At 57.8% G+C, this 23,957-nt stretch carries 25 protein-coding genes and 1 riboswitch; of the genes, 7 read left to right on the top strand and 18 right to left on the bottom strand.

Features of this window, described 5'->3' with window-relative positions:
* Positions 1-66 precede the first annotated feature (66 nt).
* From trpA to ACR0NF_RS00315, 6 genes are all read left to right on the top strand, one after another.
* The gene (trpA, locus tag ACR0NF_RS00340) at positions 67-858 is read left to right on the top strand and encodes a tryptophan synthase subunit alpha (RefSeq protein WP_480657050.1); all 792 of its coding nucleotides are present in this window, start codon (positions 67-69) and stop codon (positions 856-858) included.
* Between the two features lie 172 nt (positions 859-1,030).
* Positions 1,031-2,197: an alpha-hydroxy acid oxidase gene (locus tag ACR0NF_RS00335; protein ID WP_480469083.1), complete on the top strand. Its 1,167-nt coding sequence runs from the start codon at positions 1,031-1,033 to the stop codon at positions 2,195-2,197.
* A gap of 255 nt (positions 2,198-2,452) precedes the next feature.
* Positions 2,453-3,106, top strand: coding sequence for a 50S ribosomal protein L25/general stress protein Ctc (locus tag ACR0NF_RS00330; RefSeq protein WP_480469082.1), 654 nt, complete (start codon positions 2,453-2,455; stop codon positions 3,104-3,106).
* 136 nt (positions 3,107-3,242) lie between these two features.
* Positions 3,243-3,923, top strand: a complete 681-nt coding sequence (gene pth, locus ACR0NF_RS00325) for an aminoacyl-tRNA hydrolase (RefSeq protein ID WP_480469081.1) — start codon at positions 3,243-3,245, stop codon at positions 3,921-3,923.
* Between the two features lie 82 nt (positions 3,924-4,005).
* Entirely contained in the window at positions 4,006-5,169 is a 1,164-nt protein-coding gene (locus ACR0NF_RS00320; protein WP_480777579.1) for a serine hydrolase domain-containing protein, read from the top strand.
* Positions 5,170-5,178: 9 nt separating this feature from the next.
* Positions 5,179-5,553, top strand: a complete 375-nt coding sequence (locus tag ACR0NF_RS00315; protein ID WP_480777578.1) for a DUF2237 family protein — start codon at positions 5,179-5,181, stop codon at positions 5,551-5,553.
* On the opposite strand, the gene ACR0NF_RS00310 is transcribed toward ACR0NF_RS00315, so the two are convergent.
* From ACR0NF_RS00310 to ACR0NF_RS00270, 9 genes are all read right to left on the bottom strand, one after another.
* Positions 5,550-6,182, bottom strand: coding sequence for a class I SAM-dependent methyltransferase (locus ACR0NF_RS00310; RefSeq protein ID WP_480777577.1), 633 nt, complete (start codon positions 6,180-6,182; stop codon positions 5,550-5,552). The two genes, ACR0NF_RS00315 and ACR0NF_RS00310, sit on opposite strands and share 4 nt — an antisense overlap.
* 44 nt (positions 6,183-6,226) lie before the next feature.
* Complete coding sequence (gene trpB, locus ACR0NF_RS00305; protein ID WP_480777576.1) at positions 6,227-7,474, bottom strand: tryptophan synthase subunit beta; 1,248 nt, start codon at positions 7,472-7,474, stop codon at positions 6,227-6,229.
* 89 nt (positions 7,475-7,563) lie between these two features.
* Complete coding sequence (locus ACR0NF_RS00300; RefSeq protein ID WP_480666568.1) at positions 7,564-8,208, bottom strand: phosphoribosylanthranilate isomerase; 645 nt, start codon at positions 8,206-8,208, stop codon at positions 7,564-7,566.
* Positions 8,209-8,217: 9 nt separating this feature from the next.
* Positions 8,218-8,568 carry a lipopolysaccharide assembly protein LapA domain-containing protein gene (locus ACR0NF_RS00295; protein ID WP_480658539.1) on the bottom strand — a complete coding sequence of 117 codons (351 nt, stop codon included), beginning with the start codon at positions 8,566-8,568 and terminating at the stop codon, positions 8,218-8,220.
* Between the two features lie 6 nt (positions 8,569-8,574).
* Positions 8,575-8,859: an integration host factor subunit beta gene (gene ihfB, locus ACR0NF_RS00290; protein ID WP_008758048.1), complete on the bottom strand. Its 285-nt coding sequence runs from the start codon at positions 8,857-8,859 to the stop codon at positions 8,575-8,577.
* Positions 8,860-9,130: 271 nt separating this feature from the next.
* A complete protein-coding gene (gene rpsA / locus ACR0NF_RS00285) occupies positions 9,131-10,807 on the bottom strand; it encodes a 30S ribosomal protein S1 (RefSeq protein WP_039532111.1) in 1,677 nt (558 codons plus the stop codon).
* A 264-nt stretch (positions 10,808-11,071) separates the two neighbouring features.
* Positions 11,072-11,362 carry a DUF6525 family protein gene (locus ACR0NF_RS00280; RefSeq protein WP_480777575.1) on the bottom strand — a complete coding sequence of 97 codons (291 nt, stop codon included), beginning with the start codon at positions 11,360-11,362 and terminating at the stop codon, positions 11,072-11,074.
* Positions 11,363-11,563: 201 nt separating this feature from the next.
* The gene (locus ACR0NF_RS00275; protein WP_480777574.1) at positions 11,564-13,246 is read right to left on the bottom strand and encodes a tryptophan halogenase family protein; all 1,683 of its coding nucleotides are present in this window, start codon (positions 13,244-13,246) and stop codon (positions 11,564-11,566) included.
* A gap of 283 nt (positions 13,247-13,529) precedes the next feature.
* A complete protein-coding gene (locus ACR0NF_RS00270; protein WP_480469073.1) occupies positions 13,530-14,066 on the bottom strand; it encodes a hypothetical protein in 537 nt (178 codons plus the stop codon).
* A 219-nt stretch (positions 14,067-14,285) separates the two neighbouring features.
* Between ACR0NF_RS00270 and ACR0NF_RS00265 the strand changes: the two genes are divergently transcribed.
* Positions 14,286-14,762 (top strand): YHS domain-containing (seleno)protein, encoded by a 477-nt coding sequence (locus ACR0NF_RS00265; RefSeq protein WP_480469072.1) that lies wholly within the window; start codon positions 14,286-14,288, stop codon positions 14,760-14,762.
* A gap of 24 nt (positions 14,763-14,786) precedes the next feature.
* Here ACR0NF_RS00265 and cmk read toward each other — a convergent pair whose 3' ends face one another.
* The 9 genes from cmk to ACR0NF_RS00220 form a co-directional block, all read right to left on the bottom strand.
* The gene (gene cmk / locus ACR0NF_RS00260) at positions 14,787-15,401 is read right to left on the bottom strand and encodes a (d)CMP kinase (protein WP_480469071.1); all 615 of its coding nucleotides are present in this window, start codon (positions 15,399-15,401) and stop codon (positions 14,787-14,789) included.
* Positions 15,398-16,744 (bottom strand): 3-phosphoshikimate 1-carboxyvinyltransferase, encoded by a 1,347-nt coding sequence (gene aroA, locus ACR0NF_RS00255; RefSeq protein ID WP_480777573.1) that lies wholly within the window; start codon positions 16,742-16,744, stop codon positions 15,398-15,400. Before aroA ends, cmk begins: the two co-directional genes overlap by 4 nt.
* Positions 16,745-16,812: 68 nt before the next feature.
* Positions 16,813-17,523, bottom strand: a complete 711-nt coding sequence (trmB, locus tag ACR0NF_RS00250) for a tRNA (guanosine(46)-N7)-methyltransferase TrmB (protein ID WP_480777572.1) — start codon at positions 17,521-17,523, stop codon at positions 16,813-16,815.
* A gap of 122 nt (positions 17,524-17,645) precedes the next feature.
* A complete protein-coding gene (metK, locus tag ACR0NF_RS00245; protein WP_480777571.1) occupies positions 17,646-18,827 on the bottom strand; it encodes a methionine adenosyltransferase in 1,182 nt (393 codons plus the stop codon).
* 5 nt (positions 18,828-18,832) lie between these two features.
* Positions 18,833-18,881, bottom strand: a riboswitch (SAM-SAH riboswitch).
* A 21-nt stretch (positions 18,882-18,902) separates the two neighbouring features.
* The gene (lnt, locus tag ACR0NF_RS00240) at positions 18,903-20,429 is read right to left on the bottom strand and encodes an apolipoprotein N-acyltransferase (protein WP_480666563.1); all 1,527 of its coding nucleotides are present in this window, start codon (positions 20,427-20,429) and stop codon (positions 18,903-18,905) included.
* Positions 20,426-21,310, bottom strand: a complete 885-nt coding sequence (locus tag ACR0NF_RS00235; RefSeq protein WP_480469066.1) for a hemolysin family protein — start codon at positions 21,308-21,310, stop codon at positions 20,426-20,428. The genes lnt and ACR0NF_RS00235 overlap by 4 nt, the downstream gene beginning before the upstream one ends.
* A 36-nt stretch (positions 21,311-21,346) precedes the next feature.
* Entirely contained in the window at positions 21,347-21,841 is a 495-nt protein-coding gene (ybeY, locus tag ACR0NF_RS00230; RefSeq protein ID WP_480469065.1) for an rRNA maturation RNase YbeY, read from the bottom strand.
* Between the two features lie 39 nt (positions 21,842-21,880).
* Positions 21,881-22,903 carry a PhoH family protein gene (locus ACR0NF_RS00225; RefSeq protein WP_480469064.1) on the bottom strand — a complete coding sequence of 341 codons (1,023 nt, stop codon included), beginning with the start codon at positions 22,901-22,903 and terminating at the stop codon, positions 21,881-21,883.
* Positions 22,904-23,050: 147 nt separating this feature from the next.
* Positions 23,051-23,806 carry an outer membrane protein gene (locus tag ACR0NF_RS00220; RefSeq protein WP_480561650.1) on the bottom strand — a complete coding sequence of 252 codons (756 nt, stop codon included), beginning with the start codon at positions 23,804-23,806 and terminating at the stop codon, positions 23,051-23,053.
* Between the last annotated feature and the right edge of the window lie 151 nt (positions 23,807-23,957).

Below are 23,957 nucleotides of genomic sequence, written 5' to 3'. Positions count from 1 at the left end.
ACCGGGATTGATTTTCGGGTCAAGTTTCTGCACATCAGGTCCAAACCTCGTGTGCAAGGAATTCCGATGACCCGTATCGACGCCAAATTCGCCGCTTTGAAAGCCGAAGGGAAGAAGGCCTTTGTTGCCTATATCATGGCCGGTGATCCGGACTATGAAACGTCGCTTGAGGTGGTCAAGGGTTTGCCCGGTGCAGGGGTTGATGTGATCGAACTGGGGTTGCCGTTTACCGACCCGATGGCAGATGGGCCAACCATTCAGGCCGCAGGTCAGCGCGCGCTTGATGGTGGTATGACCCTGCAGCGTACTCTGGATCTCGCGCGCGCATTTCGCGAAACGGATGATACAACCCCGATCGTGCTGATGGGGTATTACAACCCGATCTACAGCCGGGGCGTCGACGCCTTTTTGGAAGACGCCAAAGCAGCGGGGATAGACGGGCTGATCGTGGTCGATCTGCCGCCTGAGGAAGACGAGGAGCTGTGCCTCCCAGCACAGGCCGCGGGTCTGAACTTCATTCGACTGGCAACGCCAACCACCGACGACAAACGTTTGCCACGCGTTTTGCAGAACACATCTGGCTTCGTCTACTATGTCTCGATCACGGGCATCACAGGCGCTGCCGAGGCTCAGGCGACCGATGTCGGCCCCGAAGTGTCACGGATCAAGGCCAAGACCGACCTGCCCGTCATTGTCGGCTTTGGCATCAACACGCCCGAAAAGTCGCGCGCAATCGCCAGTGTCGCCGATGGAGCAGTGGTTGGTTCGGCCATTGTCAGCCAGATTGGCGCGGGCAAACCGGCGGCTGAGGTCCTTGATTTCGTCAAGTCTCTGGCAGACGGCGCGCATTCAGCCTGACTGACCTTCTGAGTTACAACTTTTTCTACAAGCCCCAGCGGACATCCTGTCGGCTGGGGCTTTGTCATTGGACCTCGTGATCAGCGCGGCAACCCACCGCATTCACGCGATGTTGCACAGGGCTTCAAGAATTGGTAAAGAAACTTAACCAATCCTGCAAAGGCCTGATGTCATGCCCGTGATCACCAATATCGAAGACCTCAAACGAATCTACGAACGTCGCGTTCCACGTATGTTTTATGATTATGCCGAAAGCGGCAGCTGGACTGAGCAGACTTTCCGCGAGAACAGCTCGGATTTCGAAGACATTCGCCTGCGGCAGCGGGTTGCAGTCGACATGACCGGACGCTCGACAGCATCGCAGATGATTGGGCAGGATGTGTCGATGCCGGTCGCGTTGGCACCTGTGGGCCTGACCGGGATGCAGCACGCCGATGGTGAGATCAAAGCGGCCAAAGCTGCCGAAGCTTTTGGTGTTCCGTTTACGCTTTCGACAATGTCGATCAACTCGATCGAGGATGTCGCCGAAAACACCTCGGCACCATTCTGGTTCCAGCTCTATACCATGAAGGATCAGGACTATGTCGGTCGACTGATCCAGCGGGCCAAAGACGCAAAATGTTCAGCCCTTGTCATCACGCTCGACCTGCAGATCCTGGGTCAACGGCACAAAGACCTGAAAAACGGCCTCTCCGCCCCGCCGAAGCTAACCCCCAAAACCATTGCCAACCTGATGACAAAATGGGCTTGGGGTATCGAGATGCTCGGCGCCAAGCGGCGAGAATTCGGCAACATCGTCGGTCATGTCGACAACGTAACCGACACCAGATCACTGGGCACGTGGACGGCAGAGCAGTTCGACCCTAGCCTCGACTGGGGTAAGGTCGAGAAGTTGATGGAGCAATGGGGCGGCAAAGTGATCCTCAAAGGCATTCTGGATGCGGAAGATGCCAAAATGGCCGCCAAGCTGGGTGCAGATGCGATCGTGGTTTCGAACCACGGGGGTCGGCAGCTGGATGGCGCACTCAGCTCGATCCGGGTTCTGCCTGAGATCATGGACGCGGTCGGCGGCGACGTCGAGGTGCATCTCGACAGCGGCATCCGCTCGGGTCAGGATGTGCTGAAAGCGCTGGCGCTTGGCGCCAAGGGCACTTTCATAGGCCGCGCCTTTGTCTACGGTCTGGGGGCGATGGGCCAGAAAGGTGTGACGACCGCCCTGGAAGTGATCCAGAAAGAGCTGGACACGACAATGGCGCTCTGCGGCGAACGCAACGTGGCTGATCTGGGGCGTCATAATCTTCTGATACCCGAGGATTTTGGCGGTCGCTGGCAGGATTGATTTGCAGCCGCAATCAAGGATGGGGGCTCTGCCCCCGCCGCCCTTCGGGCGTCTCCCCCGGGATATTTATAGCCAGATGAAGCAGGGGATCCGTTCTTCATCTGGCTATAAATATCCCGGAGCGCGAGGCAGAGCCTCGCAAAATTCCCTGCTGAACAAAAAGCCCTTTCCAAACTGGGTGAATCAAGCTAAGGACGCGGCTTCACGCGGGCATACAGCCTTGGAGGATGCCCGCCCTAACATTGGAGAATTATCATGGCTGGAGAGATTCCTGATCTCGTAGCTCTGGAACGGACGGGGACAGGCAAGGGCGCCGCTCGTCAGGCACGCCGCGACGGCATGGTTCCGGGCATTGTTTTTGGCGGCGACAAAGACCCGCTGCCGATCCAAATCCCGTTCAACGTCCTGTTCAAGCGCCTGAAAGCAGGCCGGTTCAAGTCGACCCTGTGGAACCTGAAGGTCGAAGGCCACGAAGACGTTCGCGTCATCTGCCGCGACGTTCAGCGTGACGTCGTCAAAGATCTGCCGACCCACCTGGACCTGATGCGCCTGCGTCGGACCACGAAGATCGCGTTGTTCATTCCTGTTGAGTTCGTCAACGAAGAAGCAGCCCCCGGCATCAAGAAGGGCGGCGTTCTGACCGTTGTCCGTCCGGAAGTCGAACTGATGTGCACCGCTGGTGACATTCCCGAGAAAATCACCGTTGATCTGACCGGTCTGAACATCAACGATGTTGTCACCATCTCGTCAGTTGACCTGCCCACGGGCACCAAGCCGACCATCGACCGTGACTTCGTGATCGCCAACATCTCGGCACCGACAGGCCTGTCGACCGACGATGAAGAGGAAGGCGAAGAAGTGGCCGCAGACGAGGTTGAAGTCGTCGGCCAGGAAGAAGCCGAAGAATAAATCCGGGCGGAACATACCGGAGATTGAAACGGGGCCTCTATCAGGCCCCGTTTTCTTTTGTCGCCCGGGCTGGAAAACCGGGGGCAATTCGTGCCATCAACCTGCTGCACTGGTTTCAGCGAACAAGGACGAGCCCATGAAACTGTTTGTCGGATTGGGAAACCCCGGATCAAAATATGCCCGGAACCGGCACAATATCGGCTTTATGGCCGTGGATCGGATCGCTGAAGATCACGGTTTCGGCCCGTGGAAATCCAAGTTCCAGGCCGAGATTGCCGAGGGGCGGCTCGGTCGCGAAAAGGTTCTGTTGATCAAACCCCAGACATTTATGAATCGTTCCGGCCAGTCCGTGGGCGAGGCGATGCAGTTCTACAAGCTAGATTCGACCGACGTGACCGTCTTTCACGACGAGCTGGATCTTGCGCCCGGAAAGGTGCGCGTCAAGGCGGGCGGAGGCCATGCCGGTCACAACGGATTGCGCTCAATCCACGAACACATCAGCCCGGCCTACGACCGGGTTCGGCTGGGGATTGGGCATCCGGGGCGGAAAGAGATGGTCTCGCCCTACGTTCTGGGGGACTTCGCCAAGGCCGATGCAGACTGGCTGGACGACGTGTTGCGTGGAGTATCGGATGGTGCGGGATACTTAGCCGATGGAGATGGCGGAAAGTTCATGAACGCGGTCGCGCTACGCACCGCCCCGCCGAGGTCTTCAAAAACCCCTGCCGAGAAGGCGAAAGCAGCCTCCAAACCTGCGCCAGAACCCGAGGTTGATGACCGCTCGGCCATGCAAAAGCTGCTTGATAAATTCAGATAGATCTTTGGCTGTTGCCGCAACGTCGTAATTGCGGATCGACATTCGGCACGCTCCAATACGGCAGCCGTTTGGGAGAGGACATATGAGAACACTGTTGAAGTGGGTGCTGCGCATCGTTTTGATGCTGGTGCTGGCAGCGGTTGTTGTCGGGGTCTGGAAACGCGAAGAGATTCAGCGGTTAATGGCGGTTAACTCTTTGTTTTCCGAAGACAAAATCATCCACAACTTCTCAAATATGGATAAGGCCTTCCTGACCGTCGACCTGCCACGCGGCACCGGTCCGACATGGGAGCTGCCCTATGGTCCCGGCTTCGACCTGCCCGCAGGCACAGATCAGTGGATTGAGGAACGCGCCGTGACCTCGCTGCTCGTGATGCAGAATAGTGAGATCAGGTTTGAGGAGTACTATCTGGATACTGGGCCTGAGGACCGCAGGATCTCATGGTCGGTCGCAAAGAGCTATCTGTCGGCCTTGTTCGGTATCCTGATGGAGGAAGGCGCAATTACATCTCTGGATGATCCCGTTGTACAATATGCCCCCGAGCTAAAGGGCAGCGCCTATGAGGCCGCCACGATCCGCAACGTATTGAACATGGCCAGCGGCGTGACCTTTGACGAGGATTATCTGGACTACAATTCAGACATTAACAGGATGGGCCGCGTTGTGGCACTGGGCGGAGAACTGGATGATTTCGCCGCCTCTTTGCAGGACAGCTTCGCCACACCTGGCGAGGCCTGGCAATATGTATCGATCGACACTCATGTCATCGGGATGGTCATTCGCGGTGCGACCGGGCGCAGCGTGGCGGACCTGTTGACCGAGAAAATCATCCAACCGCTTGGGCTTGAACGGGATGGGTATTACATCACCGACGGCGCGGGTGTGGCCTTTGTGCTGGGCGGGCTGAACTTCACGACAAAGGACTTTGCACGTTTCGGGCAGCTGATTTTGCAGAACGGCGCACGCGATGGGCAACAGGTGGTTCCAGCCGGATGGATCAGTGATTCAACATGGCCCAGCGCCCCCACTGAACCGGGCAAGATCGGATACGGCTACCAATGGTGGGTACCCGTTGGCGCGCATGAAGGAGAGTTCATGGCGCGCGGCGTTTATGGGCAATACCTGTATTTCGACCAACCGCGCGGCGTGCTGATCGTCACAACAGGTGCCGATCGCAAATTCCGTGAACCGGGCGTCAGCGCGCAGAATGTCGAAATGTTCCGCAAGCTCGCGGAAAGCCTGTAAGGTGGCGGCATGCAAAAGCAAGACAGCATCAATGTCCTGGGTGGCGTGCTGGCACCCTGTTCGCGCGACCCTCTGACCGGGTTCTTCCGCGATGGTGCCTGCAACACCTGCCCCGAAGATCAGGGCAGCCACACGGTCTGCGCGGTGATGACGGCCGAGTTTCTGGCCTTCTCCAAATATGTCGGCAATGACCTGAGCACCCCACGCCCTGAGTTCGATTTCCCGGGCCTCAAGCCGGGGGACAGCTGGTGTCTCTGTGCGAGCCGTTTTCTTCAGGCCTACGATGAGGGTTGCGCCCCGATGGTACATCTTGAGGCGACGCACCAAAGTGCCTTGGATATCGTGCCGCTGGACGTTCTGAAAACCAAACGGGTCGAAGACTAGATCGCTCTTGCCCGATACCCGCGGGACGTGCGCGATGGGGGTCCGGTGGGGAAACTGTGTTCAACCAACAATTCCCAGCCTGAGCGCGCCAGCATATCTGCCACCGCCTCTGGTCGATATGTCCGATGTCGCCACTGCAACCATATGATTGCATTGCACCAATGCGGTTTGCTTACGACCAACCACAACTCCGCGCCCGCGGCAGCCAGATCACGCATCCGGCGCAAGGCATCGACCGGGTTCGGGCAATGCTCCAATACATGTGCAGCTAAGATGCAATCAAAGGGCTGCGTCGCTTTGAAATCTTCCAGCCGAGTGTTGTCTATCGCCGCATCTATACCACGTCTGGCCAACGCGCTTTTGGCCTGACTCAGCATTTTCTCTGACGGTTCCAGCAAGGTTACCGAACCGTCCGTTTGAACCACCGCGCGCGCCTCAGCAAAGGCACCCGTTCCACACCCAACGTCGAGGACTTTATGCCCGTAGTGCGCCGAGGGATCAGACGAAAGAAATCCAAGGTAGGCGTCGAAATAGCCAAGCAACCGCATCTTGTCCGCCCATCCGGGCGCAGCGGCATCGTATTTCTGATCGAGCCGCTCAGACCTGATGGAATGGGACGGGTTGCGCATGGGCGCAACCTGACACAATTCAATCGGAACGCATAGCCCTAGGGTCAGTCAGCTGTACGCCCCTCAGTATCCGACATATCGAAGTTCAGATATTTCGCCACGGTCTGCACATCCTTGTCACCGCGCCCGCACATGTTCATGCAGATCAGGTGATCCTTTGGCAGCTCGGGCGCGATTTTCATCACATGCGCCAGCGCATGGCTGGGTTCCAGCGCAGGGATGATGCCCTCAGTCGCGCAGCACAGCTGGAACGCCTCCAGCGCCTCTTTGTCGGTGATCGAGACATAGTTGGCACGGCCAATCTCATGCAACCAGGAATGTTCCGGTCCAATACCGGGATAATCGAGGCCGGCCGAAATCGAATAGCCTTCCAAAATCTGCCCGTCATCGTCCTGCAGCAGATAGGTACGGTTACCGTGCAGCACGCCCGGTCGACCGCCGGTCAGCGAGGCGCAGTGCTCCATCTTCTCGTTCACGCCCTTACCACCAGCCTCGACGCCGATGATGTTCACATCCTTGTCGTCAAGGAACGGGTAGAACAGCCCCATCGCGTTCGAGCCACCACCGATGGCGGCGATGATGGTATCGGGCAGACGGCCCTCGGCTTTCATCATCTGCTCTTTGGCTTCCTTGCCGATGATTGACTGGAAATCGCGAACCATAGCTGGGTACGGGTGCGGTCCAGCCACGGTACCGATGCAATAGAAGGTGTCGCGCACATTGGTCACCCAATCGCGCAGCGCATCGTTCATGGCATCTTTCAGCGTGCCACGGCCCGAGGTCACTGGTATCACTTCAGCCCCTAGCAGACGCATGCGGAACACATTCGGGGCCTGACGCTGTACGTCATGGGCACCCATATAAACGATGCATTTCAGACCGAATTTGGCGCAGACAGTTGCAGTGGCAACGCCGTGCTGCCCTGCCCCGGTTTCCGCAATGATCCGGGTCTTGCCCATACGGCGTGCCAGAATGATCTGGCCCAGCACGTTGTTGATCTTATGCGCACCGGTGTGGTTCAGCTCATCCCGCTTCAGATAGATTTTCGCGCCACCCAGATGCTCAGTCAGGCGTTCTGCAAAATACAGCGGCGAGGGGCGACCGACGTAGTTAGCCCACAGATCGTCCATTTCGGCCCAGAAAGTGGGGTCGTCCTTGGCTTTGTCGTATTCCTCTTCCAGCGACAGGATCAGCGGCATCAGCGTTTCGCTGACAAAGCGCCCGCCAAAGATGCCGAAGCGACCCTGCTCATCCGGGCCGGACATGAAGGAATTAAATAGATCGTTAGCCATGGATATCTCCCTCGTCGTACCTGATGTTCATAGGAGGTAGCGCTAGGATTTGCCATCGCAAAACGTAAGCACGTGGTGCGGCAATGGGATCAGCTGGCAGCTTCGATGAAGGCGCGGATCAGCTCCGCGTCCTTGACCCCCGGAGCACTTTCGACCCCAGATGCAACGTCTACCTGACGCGCTCCTGTCATTCGAATCGCTTCGGCCACATTGTCAGGGGTCAATCCACCGGCAAGCATCCACGGCTTGCGCCAGTATTTTCGCCCTGCCAACAGGCGCCAATCAAACGCCAAACCGTTTCCGCCCGGCAAAACCGCGTTTTTCGGAGCTTTGGCATCGATCAAGAGCTGATCGGCCACTTCGCTATAGGTATCGATTTTGGCCAGATCCTCGGCCTCGGCCACGCCAATGACTTTCATCACTGGCAATCCATAGCGCTGCTTGATCTCTCGAACACGCTCAACGCTCTCACTGCCGTGTAATTGGAGCATATCGAACGGCGCAGATTGCGTGATGCTATCCAGAAGTTCGTCTGAAGCGTTCACCACCAGCGCCACACTTGCCACCCCTGCGGGAACTTCGGACGTCAAAGCGGCAACCTCGGCAGGTGCGACATACCGGGGTGATTTCGGGAAAAAGTTAAACCCCAAATAGCCCGCACCGGCATCTACCGCGGCGCGCACGTGATCAGGGGCGGTCAGGCCGCATATTTTGACACGAATATCAGAAGGCATGGTGGGGCCTCAGCTTGCCTCATCCAGCAGAGCCAGAACGTCATCCTGACCTTCATTCTGCTTTTTCTTGAGCTTTTTGACCTCGCGCTCAAGCTTGCGCACTTCGCCTTTCTTGACGGTCGCGTCTTTGCGGTGCTTGTGCTCGCGCAGCCATTCCCAGAGGAAGCCAATAACCAGACCGGCCACAACGCCGCCCAGCACCACCAGAAACAGCGGCAGGGATGTGGTCAGGTTGAACCCCAGCAATTCGGACAGAGCGTCCGGCATCAGTTTCAGTTCAACAATCTGGCGGTTGGCCAGCGAGACAGAAACCAGAATAATTCCCAAGGCAGCCAAAAAGGCGTAACGAATGTAGCGCATCATGGCTTAGGCTTTACCGTTCAAACGGTCCCTTAGCAACTTGCCCGTTTTAAAAAACGGAACACATTTTTCTTCGACCTGTACGGTCTCGCCGGTGCGGGGGTTACGACCTACGCGCGCATCACGCTTCTTCACCGAAAACGCGCCAAAGCCGCGCAGCTCGACACGGTCACCGCGCGACATCGCGTCGGTGACTTCTTCAAAGACAGTGTTCACGATCCGCTCGACGTCGCGTTGATAGAGATGCGGGTTTTCGTCGGCAATTTTCTGAATCAATTCTGAACGGATCATTCGCAATACCCTCCCAGGCGGACGATGTGACAAGCCTACTGTTCTGACAGTATAGGAAAAAACCCGGATCGGGGGAACGGATACTCTGCCAGCAAAGGCGGCATTTTGCGGCAAACTCACGCGAAATTTTGCCCGTGGGGCTGATTTACACACTTCAAGCGCGAATGATTGGCGAATTAAGCCGGTTATTTGGAAGATGTTGATTCGCAACAAAAACGGCCCCGCACTGGCATGCGGGGCCGGAATATCGACTTGGGTTGAAGCCTAAAGTTTAGTCACCGGACTTCAGCGCCGCACCCAGGATATCGCCCAGCGATGCACCCGAGTCGGAAGAACCATACTGTTCCACGGCCTCTTTCTCTTCGGCGATCTCGCGTGCCTTGATCGACAGGCCCAGACGACGGGTCTTGCTGTCAACGTTGGTGACGCGAACGTCGACCTTGTCACCGACCGAGAAACGCTCGGGGCGCTGTTCGGCACGGTCACGGCTCAGGTCCGAACGACGGATGAACGACTTCATGCCTTCGTACTCGACCTCAATGCCGCCATCTTCGATCGCGGTGACTTCGACGGTGATGACCGAGCCACGCTTCACGCCGCCCACGGCTTCGGCGAACTTGTCACCGCCCAGGGCTTTGATCGACAGCGAGATACGCTCTTTCTCAACATCGACTTCCGAGACAACGGCCGAAACCATATCGCCTTTGCGGTAGTTCTGGATCGCATCCTCGCCGCGCTCGTCCCACGACAGGTCCGACAGGTGAACCATGCCGTCGATGTCGCCTTCGAGGCCAATGAACAGACCGAATTCGGTGATGTTCTTGACTTCGCCTTCGACCTCGGTGCCCTCGGGGTGCGTTTCTGCAAACACTTCCCATGGGTTGCGCTGAGTCTGCTTCAGGCCCAGAGACACGCGACGCTTGGCGCCGTCGATTTCCAGAACCATGACATCGACTTCCTGGCTGGTCGAAACAATCTTTCCGGGGTGGACGTTTTTCTTGGTCCAGGACATCTCGGAAACGTGCACCAGACCTTCGACACCAGCTTCCAGCTCGACGAACGCGCCGTAGTCGGTGATGTTGGTGACGCGACCCTGATGGACCGAGCCCAGCGGGTATTTCGCAGCAACCAGATCCCACGGATCTTCCTGCAGCTGCTTCATGCCCAGGCTGATGCGGTGGGTCTCTTTGTTGATCTTGATGACCTGAACCTTGATGGTTTCGCCGATCGTCAGGATCTCGGACGGGTGGTTCACACGGCGCCATGCCATGTCAGTGACGTGCAGCAGGCCGTCAACGCCGCCCAGGTCAACGAACGCACCGTATTCGGTGATGTTCTTGACGACACCCTCAACGGTCTGACCTTCGGACAGGTTGCCGATGACTTCTGCACGCTGCTCGGCACGCGATTCTTCCAGGATGGCGCGGCGCGAAACAACGATGTTGCCACGGCGGCGGTCCATTTTCAGAATCTGGAACGGCTGCTTCAGACCCATCAGCGGGCCAGCGTCGCGCACGGGGCGAACGTCAACCTGCGAGCCGGGCAGGAACGCAACTGCGCCACCCAGATCGACGGTGAAGCCACCTTTGACGCGACCAAAGATTGCACCTTCGACGCGCTGGTCGTCGGCATATGCTTTTTCCAGACGATCCCATGCCTCTTCACGGCGGGCCATCTCACGCGAGATGACGGCTTCGCCACGGGCGTTTTCTGCGGCGCGCAGGTAAACTTCTACCTCGTCACCAACAGCGATTTCAGGGGCTTCGCCGGGATTTGCGAATTCTTTCAGATCAACGCGGCCTTCCATTTTGTAGCCTACGTCGATAATGGCTTGGCCGGCTTCGATTGCCAGAACCTTGCCTTTGACAACAGAACCCTCTTCGGGTGTGTCCATTTCGAAGCTTTCGTTCAGGAGGGCTTCGAATTCCTCCATGGATGCGTTAGCCATGTGGCGTCATTTTCCTTTACATACGTTTTTGCTGGCCGAGCGGTTGTCTCCGCCGGTCTTGTTTCATGATGTCTTCAGGCGTGACCCGGCGCGCCCCTGAGCAACAAACACAAAGGGCCGAGGTTACCCGGCCCTGCTCAGAAACGTCATCCGGGCGTTGACCGCCCTTGTATCGACAGCGCGCGTATAGGCGGATTTCACCAGCAGCGCAAGGGCAAAGCCCATATTTCCAGGGCCCGGCCAGATATCGCCACCGTGGCGCAATTAGCCTTTTTGAACCCAGACCTTCGCATCCCGTTGCAGCATCGCATGCTCGACTGCGTTCAATCGACCAATCGCGGTCGCGGGATCACTGTCGCCACCTGTCTGCCGCCAGATTCTCAGGGCCGAGTTCGGGCTCCATGGCAGGCAGGCCTGCGCTAGCCACTGTCGCAGCGCTTGCGGCAGGGCATCATAGGTCTGCATTGGCGAACCCCGACGCCGACGGCGCTTCAGATCACTACGAAGGTTACGAGCCTTAGCAGATGGGCGCTGTTCAATTCTCGATTTCCTCATACCGTAATGATATTACATATCTAACCACCAAGCACAATGTAGATTGAACGGTCGCCAGGGCAAAATAGTCCCCCGCTCTTACTGATAGTCATCATACGCGCAAAAACTAACGCCTCCGCGACAGTCATCGCGAAGGCAGGGGCTCGACTCACGGCCTCGATGCGTTTCTCAAGATACGCTCTGTACCAAGAGCAAAGATCTTTAGAACAGTTGCAGATCTTTCTGACCGCTTTGGATTTCGGCGAGGTTCGGCATGTTCTGGACCACCAAAGGTGCAGGTTTCGCACCCGGCATCGCCACTGTCGGTTTCGCTGCTGCCTTTTTAAAGGCCGGTCGATCCAGCTCTCCCCGGATGTCGCACAGCAGAGTCTTGTGGTCTGGCATCCTTTTTAGAACCTGCGCAAGATGCGCCTTTGCGGTTTTCATCCCCTGGAACCATATCGGCTTCTTCAGCGGTCGCAGACGATCACGAATGTCGGGTCCATAGCCTGTATCATAGACCCGCTTGCCCAAAAGAACCGTTTGATAGACGCGATGGTCAAACAGGGTCGCGAACTCGATATCGTGTTCCATCGGCAAACGGTACTGCCACAAATCAAGATTCTCGGCCAAACGATCCGGCAACTTCATCTCGGTGCGCGCGTCGATCCAATATTGGTCATCCGTACGATTGCCCAGCCGATAATGCAGACAGATGAACTCCAGAACTTCATTATAGAGCTTATCCATCTGGCGGTTGTATCTGTCTCTGAGCGACGGCTCTATGTCCTGAGTGGGCAAATGCTCGGCAAACCAGCGGATTGCATGATCAATCATATGGATCGCGGTGCTCTCCAATGGCTCGATGAAACCGCCGGACAGACCGATCGCCACACAGTTCTTGACCCATGCGTTGCGCACACGCCCGACACGCATCGGGATTACGCGGGGCGTCAAGCCCTTACCGCTGTCGCCCAGCCATTCAAGATACTCATCTGCAGCCTGATCGTCCGTGCGATGCGCAGATGAAAACACATAGCCCGTGCCGACACGGTTGTAGAGCGGCACTCGCCATGTCCAGCCTGCGCCAAGTGCCGTAGACCGTGTGAGGCTTTCGATCTTTTCCGGATCAGGATGCTCGACCTGCAGGGCCATGGCGCGATCATTCGGCAGATATTCCGAATAATCCATAAACGGCTCGCCCAGAGCTTGGTTGATGATCAACCCCCGGAAACCGGTGCAATCGACCACCATCTCGATATCGTGACGGCCCTTCCGCTCCAGCATCAGATGGCTGACATTACCCTGCTCATCCAGCTCAACCGCTTGCACCTCATCCTGAATGTGCTCAACGCTGCGATTGGTACAGACCTTGGTCAGCATGCCCGCAAACTTCACAGCGTCCAGATGATAGGCATAGCCGAACCGCTGCTCGAACTCCGGGGCACCCAAAGGCCGCGCGCCCTTGCACAGACGTGCCAGATCATCATGCGGCGCGATGGACTGTGTAAAATCCCGATCGCCATTTCCAAAGCGCAGGAAATACTCAGCGGCCTCTAACCCCTCTATCATCTGGCCATGCGCAAACGGGTTCACATAATCGATGCGATTGCCCTTGGCATCGTTGTTCCAGTTGCAAAACTTCACTCCCAGCTTGAACGACGCGTTGGTTTCGCGGAAAAAGTCCCGCTCGGAAATGCCGGCCTGGCGCAGAGTGACCGGCATTCGTGGCACCGTGGCCTCGCCGACTCCGACTGTAGAGATATTGGGGCTTTCGATCAGGCATATGCGCGGGCGATCTTTGGGTCCCGACGTGCGGGAAAGCACCATCTCAAGTATCAGCGCGGTCATCCAACCAGCCGTGCCACCACCTACTATGGTGATCTTACGCAAACGATTATTCATATTATTCTGTCCCTGTTGGCTTGAGGGATTATTTAGCTGCTGCCCTTTTTTTGAGCTTTTTTGCAGCTTTCCCTCATGGCGTATCGGAAACTATAACAGCTTTCCCGCATCCAGCTAGGGTTAAGGCTTTTGGTGAGAGTGCCACTGTGGCTTCTTTGATCCGTGCTGACACAGCCGTAAGACCAAGGCGGTGCCAGAGCGAGAAGCGTCAGAGGCCGCCGCGCCGCGCTCCCACATCAACATGCTCTTATGATATCGGCGAATATGGAGAACTCTGCCGATCTCAGATCTCCTCGCCCTTCTTCAGAAGGTCTTCGATCAGATCGCGCTGCAAATCATGACTGTCGCCCCCGCCGAACTCCGCCGCTCCCCCGGAATACAGGGTGCCGTATGTATTGGCGATATTCACAGTCTGGGCCAACCCTGAGATCAGTTGGTCCCTTTGCAATGGAGACAATGGGTGAATATACGCAGCCCATAAGGTGCCATTGGCAATGGCGTACCGTGCATCCAGCGTACTGTCGAAATTCGCCTGCATCACGCGTTGCAGATCTTTAGGCGATAAATCCGCGGCCCGCCCAATCGCAACCATCGCGCGCATCCGATCCGCATTGGTATCCGTCACGACAAGCACTGTTACGTCCGAGACCGTCATTTCAAATCCCGGCCCAACCGGTCGCGCCTCAGGATCGAGCGCGAAGATGATCTTGCCCAGACGCTCGTAAGTCATCGGAGGTTCAGCCTCAGGCGTCGGGGCCTCAGCCTCTTGTGCGGCAAGCCCGCCCGCGACGAAGAACAAAATCAATGCTAGTCGGATCATGAGGCCACTCCTGCGATTGCCCCCTGACTTTAGGCGGCAAGACAGCGGCTGGCTAAACAAAGCTGTGTGAACAGTTTTTACGACAAATCCAGCCATTCGAATGATCTGCAATGTTTCACGGCCTATCTGCGATTAAACGTCCGATCAGATCCTCCTAACCTTGTCACATCGGTCGAGGTGCACACTGACCCCGATCTGAAAACAGAAAGGACTACTGCCATGAAATCTCAGTTTCTCACTGCACTTGCTGTAACACTGGCCCTGACGGCTCCGGTTTTTGCGGCGGATGAAATCAACGTCTCAAAAGGCATCTCAGCGGCTGGTGCCCCCCTGGCCGCACATGGTGTCGATCTGGTCGCGCTCGTTACCAACGGCAACCCGGTTGAAGGTTTTGCCACCCACTCTGCCACCTATGACGGCGCGTCTTACTATTTCACCAGCTCGGAAAACCGCGAAGCGTTCGAGGCCAATCCGGCGGCCTATCTGCCTCAGCATGGCGGCTACTGCTCGTTCGGTGTGTCCGTAGGCAAGAAGTTCGATGGTGACCCGGATCAATACCTGGTTGCGGACGGCAAGCTGTACCTGTTCCTGAATGCCGAAACCCGCACCGCGTTCCTGAAGGACGTCACCGGCACCGCGAAAACCGCGGACGACCAGTGGGCCAACATCAAGAGCATCGCAGTCGGCGAACTGTAAACCTTGTTGGTGCCCGTGGCGAAGCTACGCCGCGGGCATTTTTTCTGCGATGAGCGAGATGGCCTGCGCCAACGCTTCGTCAATGCTCAGCTCAGAAGTATCCAGTAGAATGGCATCTTCGGCTGGTTTCATCGGCGCAGTGCTGCGCTCGGCATCCCGCGCATCGCGTTCGCGCACATCGGCCAGAACTTGCTCTGGCTTCACATCCGATCCCTTGGCGCTGAGCTCACGATACCGGCGCTCGGCCCGAACTTCGGCGCTGGCGGTAACGAACAGCTTCACCTCGGCTTCGGGGCAAATCACCGTGCCGATATCGCGCCCATCCAGCACAGCGCCTCCGGCGCGACGTGCAAAGCTGCGTTGGAAGTCCACCAAAGCGGCACGGACCTCGGGTATCACAGCCACTTTGGACGCAGCCTGCGCGATCTCGGCGGTGCGCAGATCACCCTGCCCAAGTTCTTCCGCCGTCAGGGCCTGCGCTGCTTCGACCGGGTCTGTACCTTCGAGAGTGCGCCGACCGACAGCACGGTACAAAAGACCCGTATCCAGATGTGCGAAACCGAAATGCGCGGCCACACCTTTCGAGATGGTCCCCTTCCCCGCCGCTGCCGGGCCGTCGATTGCGACGGTAAAGCTCATGTGCGTTCGACCCTGGCCCCCAACGTGGCCATCAAAGGCTCGAAGATCGGGAAAGAGGTCGCGATGGGGCCGCCATCATCCACTGAAACCGGAGCTTTGGCCCCCATGCCCATCACCATGAAGGACATGGCGATGCGGTGATCCAGAAAGCTTTCGCAGGTGCCGCCGCCGGGAACGTTGCCGATGCCCAGCCCTTCGACCGACCACCAGTCTTCGCCCTCTTCCACGGTTACACCATTGGCGCGCAGACCTTTGGCCATGGCGTCGATCCGGTCGCTTTCCTTTACGCGCAGCTCTTTGACGCCACCCATCATGGTGGTCCCGGTGGCATTCGCGGCCACGACAGACAACACCGGATATTCGTCGATCATCGAGGCCGCGCGTTCCGGCGGCACCTCAATCCCCTTCATGTTCGGAGAGTATTTTGCCCGCAAATCAGCAACCGGCTCGCCGCCCTCTTCACGCTCGTTTTCATAGGTCAGGTCAGCACCCATTTCGCGCAGCGTGGTGAACAGGCCCGCGCGTGTCGGGTTCAGGCCGATGCCGGGGACCAGCACATCCGAGCCCGGCGTGATCAGTGCGGCGCAAACTGGAAATGCCGCACTGGACGGATCGCGCGGCACGGCGATGACCTGGGGTTTCAGCTCTGGCCGGCCTGTTAGAGTGATAACCCGCCCCTCGTCCGTGTCTTCGACAGTGATCTCGGCACCAAACCCGGCCAGCATGCGTTCCGAGTGATCGCGGGTCGCCTCTTTCTCAATCACCACGGTCTTGCCGGGCGCATTCAGACCAGCCAGTAACACAGCCGATTTCACCTGCGCCGATGGAACTGGGACCTCATATCGTACTGGAGTGGGATCCGCCGCGCCAACGATCGTCATCGGCAAGCGCCCACCAGATCGGCCAACGGACTGCGTCCCAAACAACGCAAGCGGATCGGTGACCCGCGCCATCGGGCGTTTGTTCAGGCTGGCATCGCCGGTGAACGTTGCCGTGATCGGGCACGTCGCCATCGCGCCCATGATCAACCGCACACCGGTGCCGGAGTTGCCGCAATCAATGACCTGATCCGGCTCGGCAAACCCACCGACACCCACGCCGTGCACCGTCCATTCACCACCGCCGTGATCCGTCACTTCAGCCCCAAAGGCACGCATGGCCTTGGCGGTGTCCAGAACATCCTCACCTTCTAGCAGGCCCGAAATCCGGGTCTCACCCACGGCCATCGCGCCCAGGATCAGCGACCGGTGCGAGATCGACTTGTCCCCGGGCACCTCTGCCGTGCCGGTCAGCGGGCCGCAGGGGTGCGACGTCATCGGGATGGGCGTGCCGTGTCCGGACATGGGGGCTCCTGTTTTCGCTATCAGTTCAAGGCGGATTAGCGAATTGAGGGCCGATGGTCCAGCAGCAATCAGTCTTTGCGGCGGAAGGTCAGGTAATGAGGCGTGCGCCCTTCACGCAGGGCTTTCTGTTCATAGCGGGTGGAAATCCAGTCATCCCACGGCTCACGCCAATCCGCCGGGCGCTCGGCCAGCCATTCGAACCCGGCGCGCGGCACCTCTTCCAAGGTCTGGCGGACGTAGTCCGGAATATCGGTTGCAACGCGAAAGATCGAGCCGGGCTTCAGAACCCACGCCAGAGGTTCGAGATGTTCTGGGGTTACGAAACGGCGTCGGTGATGTCGCTTCTTGGGCCAGGGATCAGGGTAGAGTAGAAACGCACGCGAGATACTGGCCTCAGGCAGCACGTCGAACAGGTCACGCGCATCGCCAGGATGCACGGCCAGGTTTTCGACACCCGCCTGACGGATCTTGCCCAGCAGCATGGCAACGCCGTTGATATAGGGCTCGGCCCCGATGATCCCGATATCGGGGTTGCTTTGCGCCTGATGAACAAGATGCTCGCCGCCGCCAAAGCCGACTTCAAGCCAGACCGGTTTGCCACCAAACAGCGCGTCAAGATCCAGCGGGTTTCGTTCGGGATTGCTATCCCAGTCGATAGCACCGGGGGACAGCGCAGCAAGATCCTCGTTCAGATAGGTCTTTTGGCTGGGCTTCAGGGTTTTGCCCTTGAAGCGACCGTAAAAGTTTCTGCGCGGGCGTTGTGGGGTCTGCGTGCTCATGGCGGTCGCCATACTGTGGTGCGCGCGATGTGGCAAGAGGTGGAGGGCAACCTCCACGCTCGTGCGGTAATTTCGAAGAGAATGCAAAGCGCGCCCGTCAGGGCGCACAATTTAGCAGTCGATCAGACAGCAGACTTCAGCGCTGCAGTCAGATCAGTGCGTTCCCAGCTGAAGCCACCGTCAGCATCCGGCTCACGACCGAAATGACCATAAGCTGCGGTGCGCTGATAGATCGGTTTGTTCAGCTGCAGATGTTCGCGAATCCCGCGCGGTGTCAGGTCCATGACCTGGCCCACTGCCTTTTCGATCACGGCGTCAGCGATCTGACCGGTGCCATGTGTGTCCGCATAGATCGACAGCGGCTTGGAGACGCCGATCGCATAGCTCAGCTGGATCGTGCAGCGTTCGGCCATGCCAGCGGCCACGACATTCTTGGCCAGATAGCGCGCGGCATAAGCGGCTGAGCGATCGACCTTGGTTGGATCTTTCCCCGAGAACGCACCACCACCGTGCGGAGCTGCCCCGCCATAAGTGTCGACGATAATCTTACGTCCGGTCAGACCAGCATCCCCATCAGGACCACCAATGACGAATTTTCCCGTAGGGTTGACGTGCCACTCGGTTTCGTTGCTCAGCCAGCCTTCGGGCAGGGTTTCGCGGATATAGGGCTCAACAATGGCGCGGATGTCATCCGAGGTCAGCGCAGCATCAAGATGCTGTGTCGACAACACGATCGAGCTGACGCCGACCGGCTTGCCATCACGATAGACCACCGAGAGCTGCGATTTGGCATCAGGGCCCAGCGCTGGTTCGGTACCGTTCTTACGAACCTCAGCCAAACGGCGCAGGATCGCGTGCGAATACTGGATCGGCGCGGGCATCAATGCGGGCGTTTCAGTTGTGGCATAGCCAAACATGATGCCCTGATCGCCAGCGCCCTCGTCCTTGTTATCCGACGCGTCCACGCCCTGCGCGATATGGGCGGATTGTTCGTGCAGCAGGTTTGTCACCTCGACGGTTTCATAGTGAAACTTGTCCTGCTCGTATCCGATATCCTTGATGCAGGCGCGCGCGATGTCATCAATATGCGCCATATAATCGTGGAGTTTTTCCTGATCCGACAGGCCAACCTCACCACCGATGACCACGCGGTCGGTCGTGGCAAAGGTCTCACACGCGACGCGGGCTTCGGGTTCTTCACGCAGAAACGCGTCAAGTACGGCGTCCGAGATACGGTCACAGACCTTGTCCGGATGCCCTTCGGATACAGACTCCGAAGTAAAAGTGTAGTTCTGTCGGGACATGAAAGTGCTCCATTAAGATTTCTCCGTCACGCCAGGAAGCCGTTGTGACGGGCGACCGACCGAATACGCGTGCTATCAGTCAGGGTCAATCGGTAATTGGTTTCGGCCGCGACGGTTGTGGTGCCAGAGCAGCACGAACAGCACCAGTAGTGCCAAGAGGATCGGATTGTCTCCGATCCGGGAATAGACGGTGGCGCGCTGGGCCAGCGGCAATTCAGCATCAATGAAACCCGCCTGCTCCAAAGGTAGGGATGCGGTGATCCTCCCCAAAGGGTCAATCATGGCCGATATTCCGGTATTGGCCGCGCGCATCATCGGCAGCCCCTGCTCTATCGCGCGCATCCGCGCCTGAGCCAGATGCTGATAGGGGCCGGACCACGTCCCGAACCAAGCGTCATTGGTGATCTGGAGCAAGAAATCAGCGCGTCCCGGTGCGGACAAGACATCCTGCGTAAACACTGCCTCGTAGCATATCAACGGCAACGCCTTGCCCAGAGGGCCAGCCTCCATCAACGCAGCACCCGGTCCAGCACTGAACCCGTTGCCCGTAGTTGCAGCCATCCCGTGTATGCCAAAGCGAGCCATCAGATTGCCGAACGGGACATATTCGCCAAACGGAGCGAGATGGTGCTTGTCATAAAGCCCTTGCTGCTGACCCTCGGCGTCCAGGTAGATCATCGAATTGTAGGTCCGCTGCCCTTCAGCCCTTTGGATACCCAAAAAGACCGGCGTGCCCTGGGCGGCATCGGCAATGGCGGACAGATGAGGCTGCGCGCTGCCCAGCCAGGCGGGTACTGAAGTTTCAGGCCAGACGATCAGATCAGGCCTGGGCTCCGCTACCGTAAATTCGAGCTGACGCGCGAAGAACAACGGGGCGTATGCCGGGTCCCACTTCTGATGCTGCGGCGCGTTGGGCTGGACCAATCGGACAATATATCTGGATTGTTCGACAGAGGGTCGCGTCGAAGCATAAGCGATCGTCACTGCAACAAATCCAGTGATTATGACGACGGGTATCATCAGCCCGCGCGGCGAGCGATCGTTGAACAGCGCAGCACCCAACAGAAGCGTCGCCAGCAGTGTCAATGCACCAACGCCATAAGGCCCCATAAGCGAAAGCAGTTGGGCAACCGGTGTATCCACCCAAATCTGGGCAATGCCCGCCCACGGAAACCCCGTCAGCAAATACCCACGCCCAAACTCGGCGAGGGATAGTGCTACGGCCAATATGGCGGCTTGCGCGACGGGTCGTCCTCCGATCCGCTTTGTAACGCCGAAAGCCGCACCCCAGAACAGAGCGAGACCGGCGGACATCAACAGCAGCGCAAACGGCGCCATCCAGGCGTGTCGTTCTGCATCAACCTGAAACGGCTCGACAATCCAGCTGAGGGCATGGGCAAAATACCCGGTCGCAAAAGCCCACCCCAGCGCGGCGGCACGGCGGGGTGTCTCGCAGGTCAGATAAAGCGGTGCGATCAGCAGCAAAGCCAGAAGCGTAGCCAACCAGTATCCCAAAGGGGCAAGACCCAAGGCCCCGATAGCCCCAAGCACGGCTGCCAACGCAGTCCGCAACCACATAGGCCACCGGCGGGCAGCATTCATGCAGCACTATCCGGCAGCATGACCCGCAAACGCTTGATACGGCGCGGGTCTGCGTCAAGCACTTCAAACTCGGGGCCTTCGGGATGGCAAACAACTTCACCGCGCGTAGGCACCCGGCCAGAAAGCATGAAGACCAGACCACCCAGCGTATCGATCTCCTCCTCATCCACGTCTTCGTGGCTGGTCAGAGAGCGACCGATCTCGGCCTCGAAATCTTCGAGCGGGACACGGGCTTGAACAACGTAGCAACCCGGCTTTTCCTGGATCCACAACTGATCTTCATCAGCATCATGTTCATCGGCGATCTCACCTACGACCTGCTCGATCAGGTCTTCGATGGTCAGCAGACCGTCGACCCCTCCATATTCATCAATGACCAACGCCATGTGACGTCGTTCGGTTTGCATCTTGGTCAGAAGTACACCAATCGGCATCGATGGGGGCACGAACAGCAATGTCCTGAGCATCGACTTCAGATCGAACTCGGTCGAGTTGCCGTTGAACCCGTGCGTCAGTGCGAAATCCTTCAGATGAACAAATCCCAGTGGCGTATCGAGCGTTCCCTCATAGACCGGGATTCGGGACAAGCCGCTGTCGCGGAATATCTGCGCCAACTCATCCTTTGGGGTTGTCGAGGGGACCGAGATAATCTCGGCGGTCGGGATTGCAACATCTTCCACCCGCATCCTGCGCAGGTTGATCATGCCTCTGGGTTGTTGGATGCTGACCTCGGCACCGTTTGCCTGATCCGCCTCATCACCCTGTGAAGAAAAAGCGTCGAAGATGCGTGACAACAGTCCGCCTTTTTCGTCGCCATCATTGCTGCTGTTCTGAGATTGCGCGCTCTGCGCCGCCCTAGAACTGCCGTCTGTATCGCCCATTATCCTGTTCCAAATGATCGGGCAAAGCTGCCCCTGTCATACATTATATGGGTTATCTATACCCAGTTTGCCAAGTATCTCGACCTCGACCGCCTCCATCAAAGTGGCGTCGAGGTCACGAATGTGGTCGTAACCCAGCAAATGCAATGTTCCGTGAACGATCAAATGGACGACGTGATTGTCCATATCTTTACCTGCTTCTGCAGCCTCGCGCGCGCAGGTATCGTATGAGATCGCTATGTCGCCCAGCGCTATTTCACCGGTGAAATCCGGTTGCGGCGGCGGCGGCGTATCACCGGCCCGGTCGGCGGCCAGATCTTCCGCAGGCCAGCTGAGTACATTGGTCGGCTTGGACTTGTCCCGAAACTCAGCATTCAGTTCCGAGATTCGTTGATCGTCACAGCCCAACAAGCTGACCTCACACAGGTCGGCATCCAAATCGCAATGAACCAGGGTGACCACGATTGCACGCGTCGCCAGCTCGTCCAGACCGAGCCAACGCCCATCTTCGAGAGTAATTTCCAGATTCATACCAGTGATCCCGGGCCCAAACATCGTTGGGCCCGAAGGTTATCCGGTTTCGCGGCCCGCGTCGGCCTCATACGCTTCGATGATGGCGGCGACAAGCGGGTGGCGCACGACATCCTTCGAAGTGAAATAGTTGAAGCTGATATTCGGAATCGTCTTCAACAGCCGCTCGGCATCCGCCAAACCCGACTGCACCCCGCGCGGCAGATCAACCTGAGACCGGTCGCCAGTGATCACCATCCGACTGCCCTCACCCAAACGGGTCAGGAACATCTTCATCTGCATCGTGGTGGCATTCTGCGCCTCATCCAGGACAACAAAGGCATTCGCGAGCGTGCGCCCGCGCATAAAGGCCAGCGGCGCAATCTCGATCCGTTTTTCCTCGATCAGTTTGGCCAGCTGCTTACCCGGAAGGAAGTCGTTCAGCGCATCATAAAGCGGCTGCATATAAGGATCGACCTTATCCTTCATGTCGCCTGGCAGATAACCCAGCTTTTCCCCCGCCTCGACCGCCGGTCGGCTGAGGATGATCCGGTCCACATGGCCGCCGATGAACATCGAAACACCAACAGCGACGGCCAGATAGGTCTTGCCGGTTCCCGCTGGGCCAATGCCAAAGGCCAGCTCATTGTTGAACAGCGACTGCACATAGGCTTTCTGGGCGTCGGTGCGGGGCTCAACCAGTTTCTTGCGGGTCTTGATCTCAACGGTGCCGCCCTTGAACATCTCAAGCTGATCGCCATCCCGAGTGCCAGTTCCAGCCTCAGAGTTACCCATGCGCAGCTCGCGATCTACATCTGCGGCTTCGACATCGCGCCCGCCTTCGAGGCGCGTATAGAGCGATTGCAAAACTTCGATCGCCTGCTTTTGCGAATCTTCGTCACCAAGCACGACCAGTTGATTGCCGCGCCGAACGATCTGGACCGAGAGCTTTTGCTCGATATCAGTCAGGTTGCGGTCATATTCACCACAAAGATCGATCAGTAATCTGTTATCTGGAAATTCAACAAGCGCCTCACGCTGGGGCATGTCATCTTGCGGTGGGGTCAGGGCACCGATGGCCAATCCGTTCTCCTGTCTTGGCGTTTCAACCTGAGCGTAGACAACATTCTGAGGTAGACGCAAGCCGCAGATTCAATTTTTGCAGGACCGATGGTAAAACCGTCGATTTGTGTTGCAAGCCCAGGCGCTGCAACTGATCTTTCCGACTGATCAGAAGGTGTAGTTCAATCCAAATCGCAAACCGCGATAGCTGGGTGTGGATTTGGTGGAGAACGTCGGGCCAAGATCGACGGTTTTCGAATCGAACTGAAGGTATTCGATCTCACCCGTGATCGACCAGTTTTCGTTCAGCTTGTGCTCCGCGCCCAGACTTGCCGAAAACCCCTGACGCCGGTCGACATCTTCAAACCGCGATGACCCGCCGGGATCGGATATAGAGGTCGATGTGGTTATGTCGCCCCGCACGTACCCCAGTGTCGCAAAATATAAGACACTGCCGCTGCGATTGGTCAGGCCGTTTTTCAACCGCACCGAAAATACATCCGAGATTGCCGACCTGCCCGAGACGACCGCCCCTCCGATCGTGGTTGTTGTGCTGTCATCCAGCGTTCCGTAGTCGTATCCAAGCTCGATACCATAGACGTAATCTCGCCCACCCCAGGCAGGCAGAACACCACGCCAACCGCCGCGGAAGCCGCCGAAATTTCCACTGGGGTTCAACTCTCCGAGGCCAAACAGGGTTGCGCCATTGACCCTCAGGCCGAATTCGTCTGAGCCGCCCGAGGCGCGACCTCCGCTCACACCCAAATAGAACGCGCTGACGTCCCGTGCAAAACGGTTTGCCGAAACCACTTCCGGTTCTTCCACGCCCCCAGTCACATCACCCGCCAACGAAGGCGCGGCACAGCCGAACATCACGGCGACCGACATCAAAATCCGAAATGGTCCTGATCTTGGGAAACGCATCCGGCTCACCACTCATACCTCCACCGCGACAGGGTTTCATTCAACCCGCGCAGATTAAAACACCCAGAGTCCTATCCCTGTGAAATCTGGTCTTTCTCGGAACATGACTGCGATTAATAAATCAAGGGTTAAATTCCACTGAATTTTTCCC

The sequence above is a fragment of the Ruegeria sp. CF4 genome, assembly GCF_056537345.1.
The sequence above is the reverse complement of the archived record's forward strand: the minus strand, read 5'-3'. Positions and strand labels throughout refer to the sequence as shown.

Excerpts from the sequence above, each read along its gene's own strand:
- pth (WP_480469081.1), top strand. The coding sequence starts at position 3,243 with ATGAAACTGTTTGTCGGATTGGGAAACCCCGGATCAAAATATGCCCGG.
- trpB (WP_480777576.1), bottom strand. The coding sequence starts at position 7,474 with ATGGCTAACGATCTATTTAATTCCTTCATGTCCGGCCCGGATGAGCAG.
- ACR0NF_RS00310 (WP_480777577.1), bottom strand. The coding sequence starts at position 6,182 with ATGCGCAACCCGTCCCATTCCATCAGGTCTGAGCGGCTCGATCAGAAA.
- ihfB (WP_008758048.1), bottom strand. The coding sequence starts at position 8,859 with ATGATCCGTTCAGAATTGATTCAGAAAATTGCCGACGAAAACCCGCAT.
- ACR0NF_RS00220 (WP_480561650.1), bottom strand. The coding sequence starts at position 23,806 with ATGCGTTTCCCAAGATCAGGACCATTTCGGATTTTGATGTCGGTCGCC.
- ACR0NF_RS00235 (WP_480469066.1), bottom strand. The coding sequence starts at position 21,310 with ATGGGCGATACAGACGGCAGTTCTAGGGCGGCGCAGAGCGCGCAATCT.
- trmB (WP_480777572.1), bottom strand. The coding sequence starts at position 17,523 with ATGAGCACGCAGACCCCACAACGCCCGCGCAGAAACTTTTACGGTCGC.
- metK (WP_480777571.1), bottom strand. The coding sequence starts at position 18,827 with ATGTCCCGACAGAACTACACTTTTACTTCGGAGTCTGTATCCGAAGGG.
- ACR0NF_RS00280 (WP_480777575.1), bottom strand. The coding sequence starts at position 11,362 with ATGAGGAAATCGAGAATTGAACAGCGCCCATCTGCTAAGGCTCGTAAC.
- lnt (WP_480666563.1), bottom strand. The coding sequence starts at position 20,429 with ATGAATGCTGCCCGCCGGTGGCCTATGTGGTTGCGGACTGCGTTGGCA.
- ACR0NF_RS00335 (WP_480469083.1), top strand. The coding sequence starts at position 1,031 with ATGCCCGTGATCACCAATATCGAAGACCTCAAACGAATCTACGAACGT.
- rpsA (WP_039532111.1), bottom strand. The coding sequence starts at position 10,807 with ATGGCTAACGCATCCATGGAGGAATTCGAAGCCCTCCTGAACGAAAGC.
- ACR0NF_RS00320 (WP_480777579.1), top strand. The coding sequence starts at position 4,006 with ATGAGAACACTGTTGAAGTGGGTGCTGCGCATCGTTTTGATGCTGGTG.
- cmk (WP_480469071.1), bottom strand. The coding sequence starts at position 15,401 with ATGAGCTTTACCGTCGCAATCGACGGCCCGGCAGCGGCGGGGAAGGGG.
- ACR0NF_RS00300 (WP_480666568.1), bottom strand. The coding sequence starts at position 8,208 with ATGCCTTCTGATATTCGTGTCAAAATATGCGGCCTGACCGCCCCTGAT.
- ACR0NF_RS00295 (WP_480658539.1), bottom strand. The coding sequence starts at position 8,568 with ATGCGCTACATTCGTTACGCCTTTTTGGCTGCCTTGGGAATTATTCTG.
- ACR0NF_RS00330 (WP_480469082.1), top strand. The coding sequence starts at position 2,453 with ATGGCTGGAGAGATTCCTGATCTCGTAGCTCTGGAACGGACGGGGACA.
- trpA (WP_480657050.1), top strand. The coding sequence starts at position 67 with ATGACCCGTATCGACGCCAAATTCGCCGCTTTGAAAGCCGAAGGGAAG.
- ACR0NF_RS00275 (WP_480777574.1), bottom strand. The coding sequence starts at position 13,246 with ATGAATAATCGTTTGCGTAAGATCACCATAGTAGGTGGTGGCACGGCT.
- ACR0NF_RS00315 (WP_480777578.1), top strand. The coding sequence starts at position 5,179 with ATGCAAAAGCAAGACAGCATCAATGTCCTGGGTGGCGTGCTGGCACCC.
- aroA (WP_480777573.1), bottom strand. The coding sequence starts at position 16,744 with ATGTCCGGACACGGCACGCCCATCCCGATGACGTCGCACCCCTGCGGC.
- ACR0NF_RS00265 (WP_480469072.1), top strand. The coding sequence starts at position 14,286 with ATGAAATCTCAGTTTCTCACTGCACTTGCTGTAACACTGGCCCTGACG.
- ACR0NF_RS00270 (WP_480469073.1), bottom strand. The coding sequence starts at position 14,066 with ATGATCCGACTAGCATTGATTTTGTTCTTCGTCGCGGGCGGGCTTGCC.
- ybeY (WP_480469065.1), bottom strand. The coding sequence starts at position 21,841 with ATGAATCTGGAAATTACTCTCGAAGATGGGCGTTGGCTCGGTCTGGAC.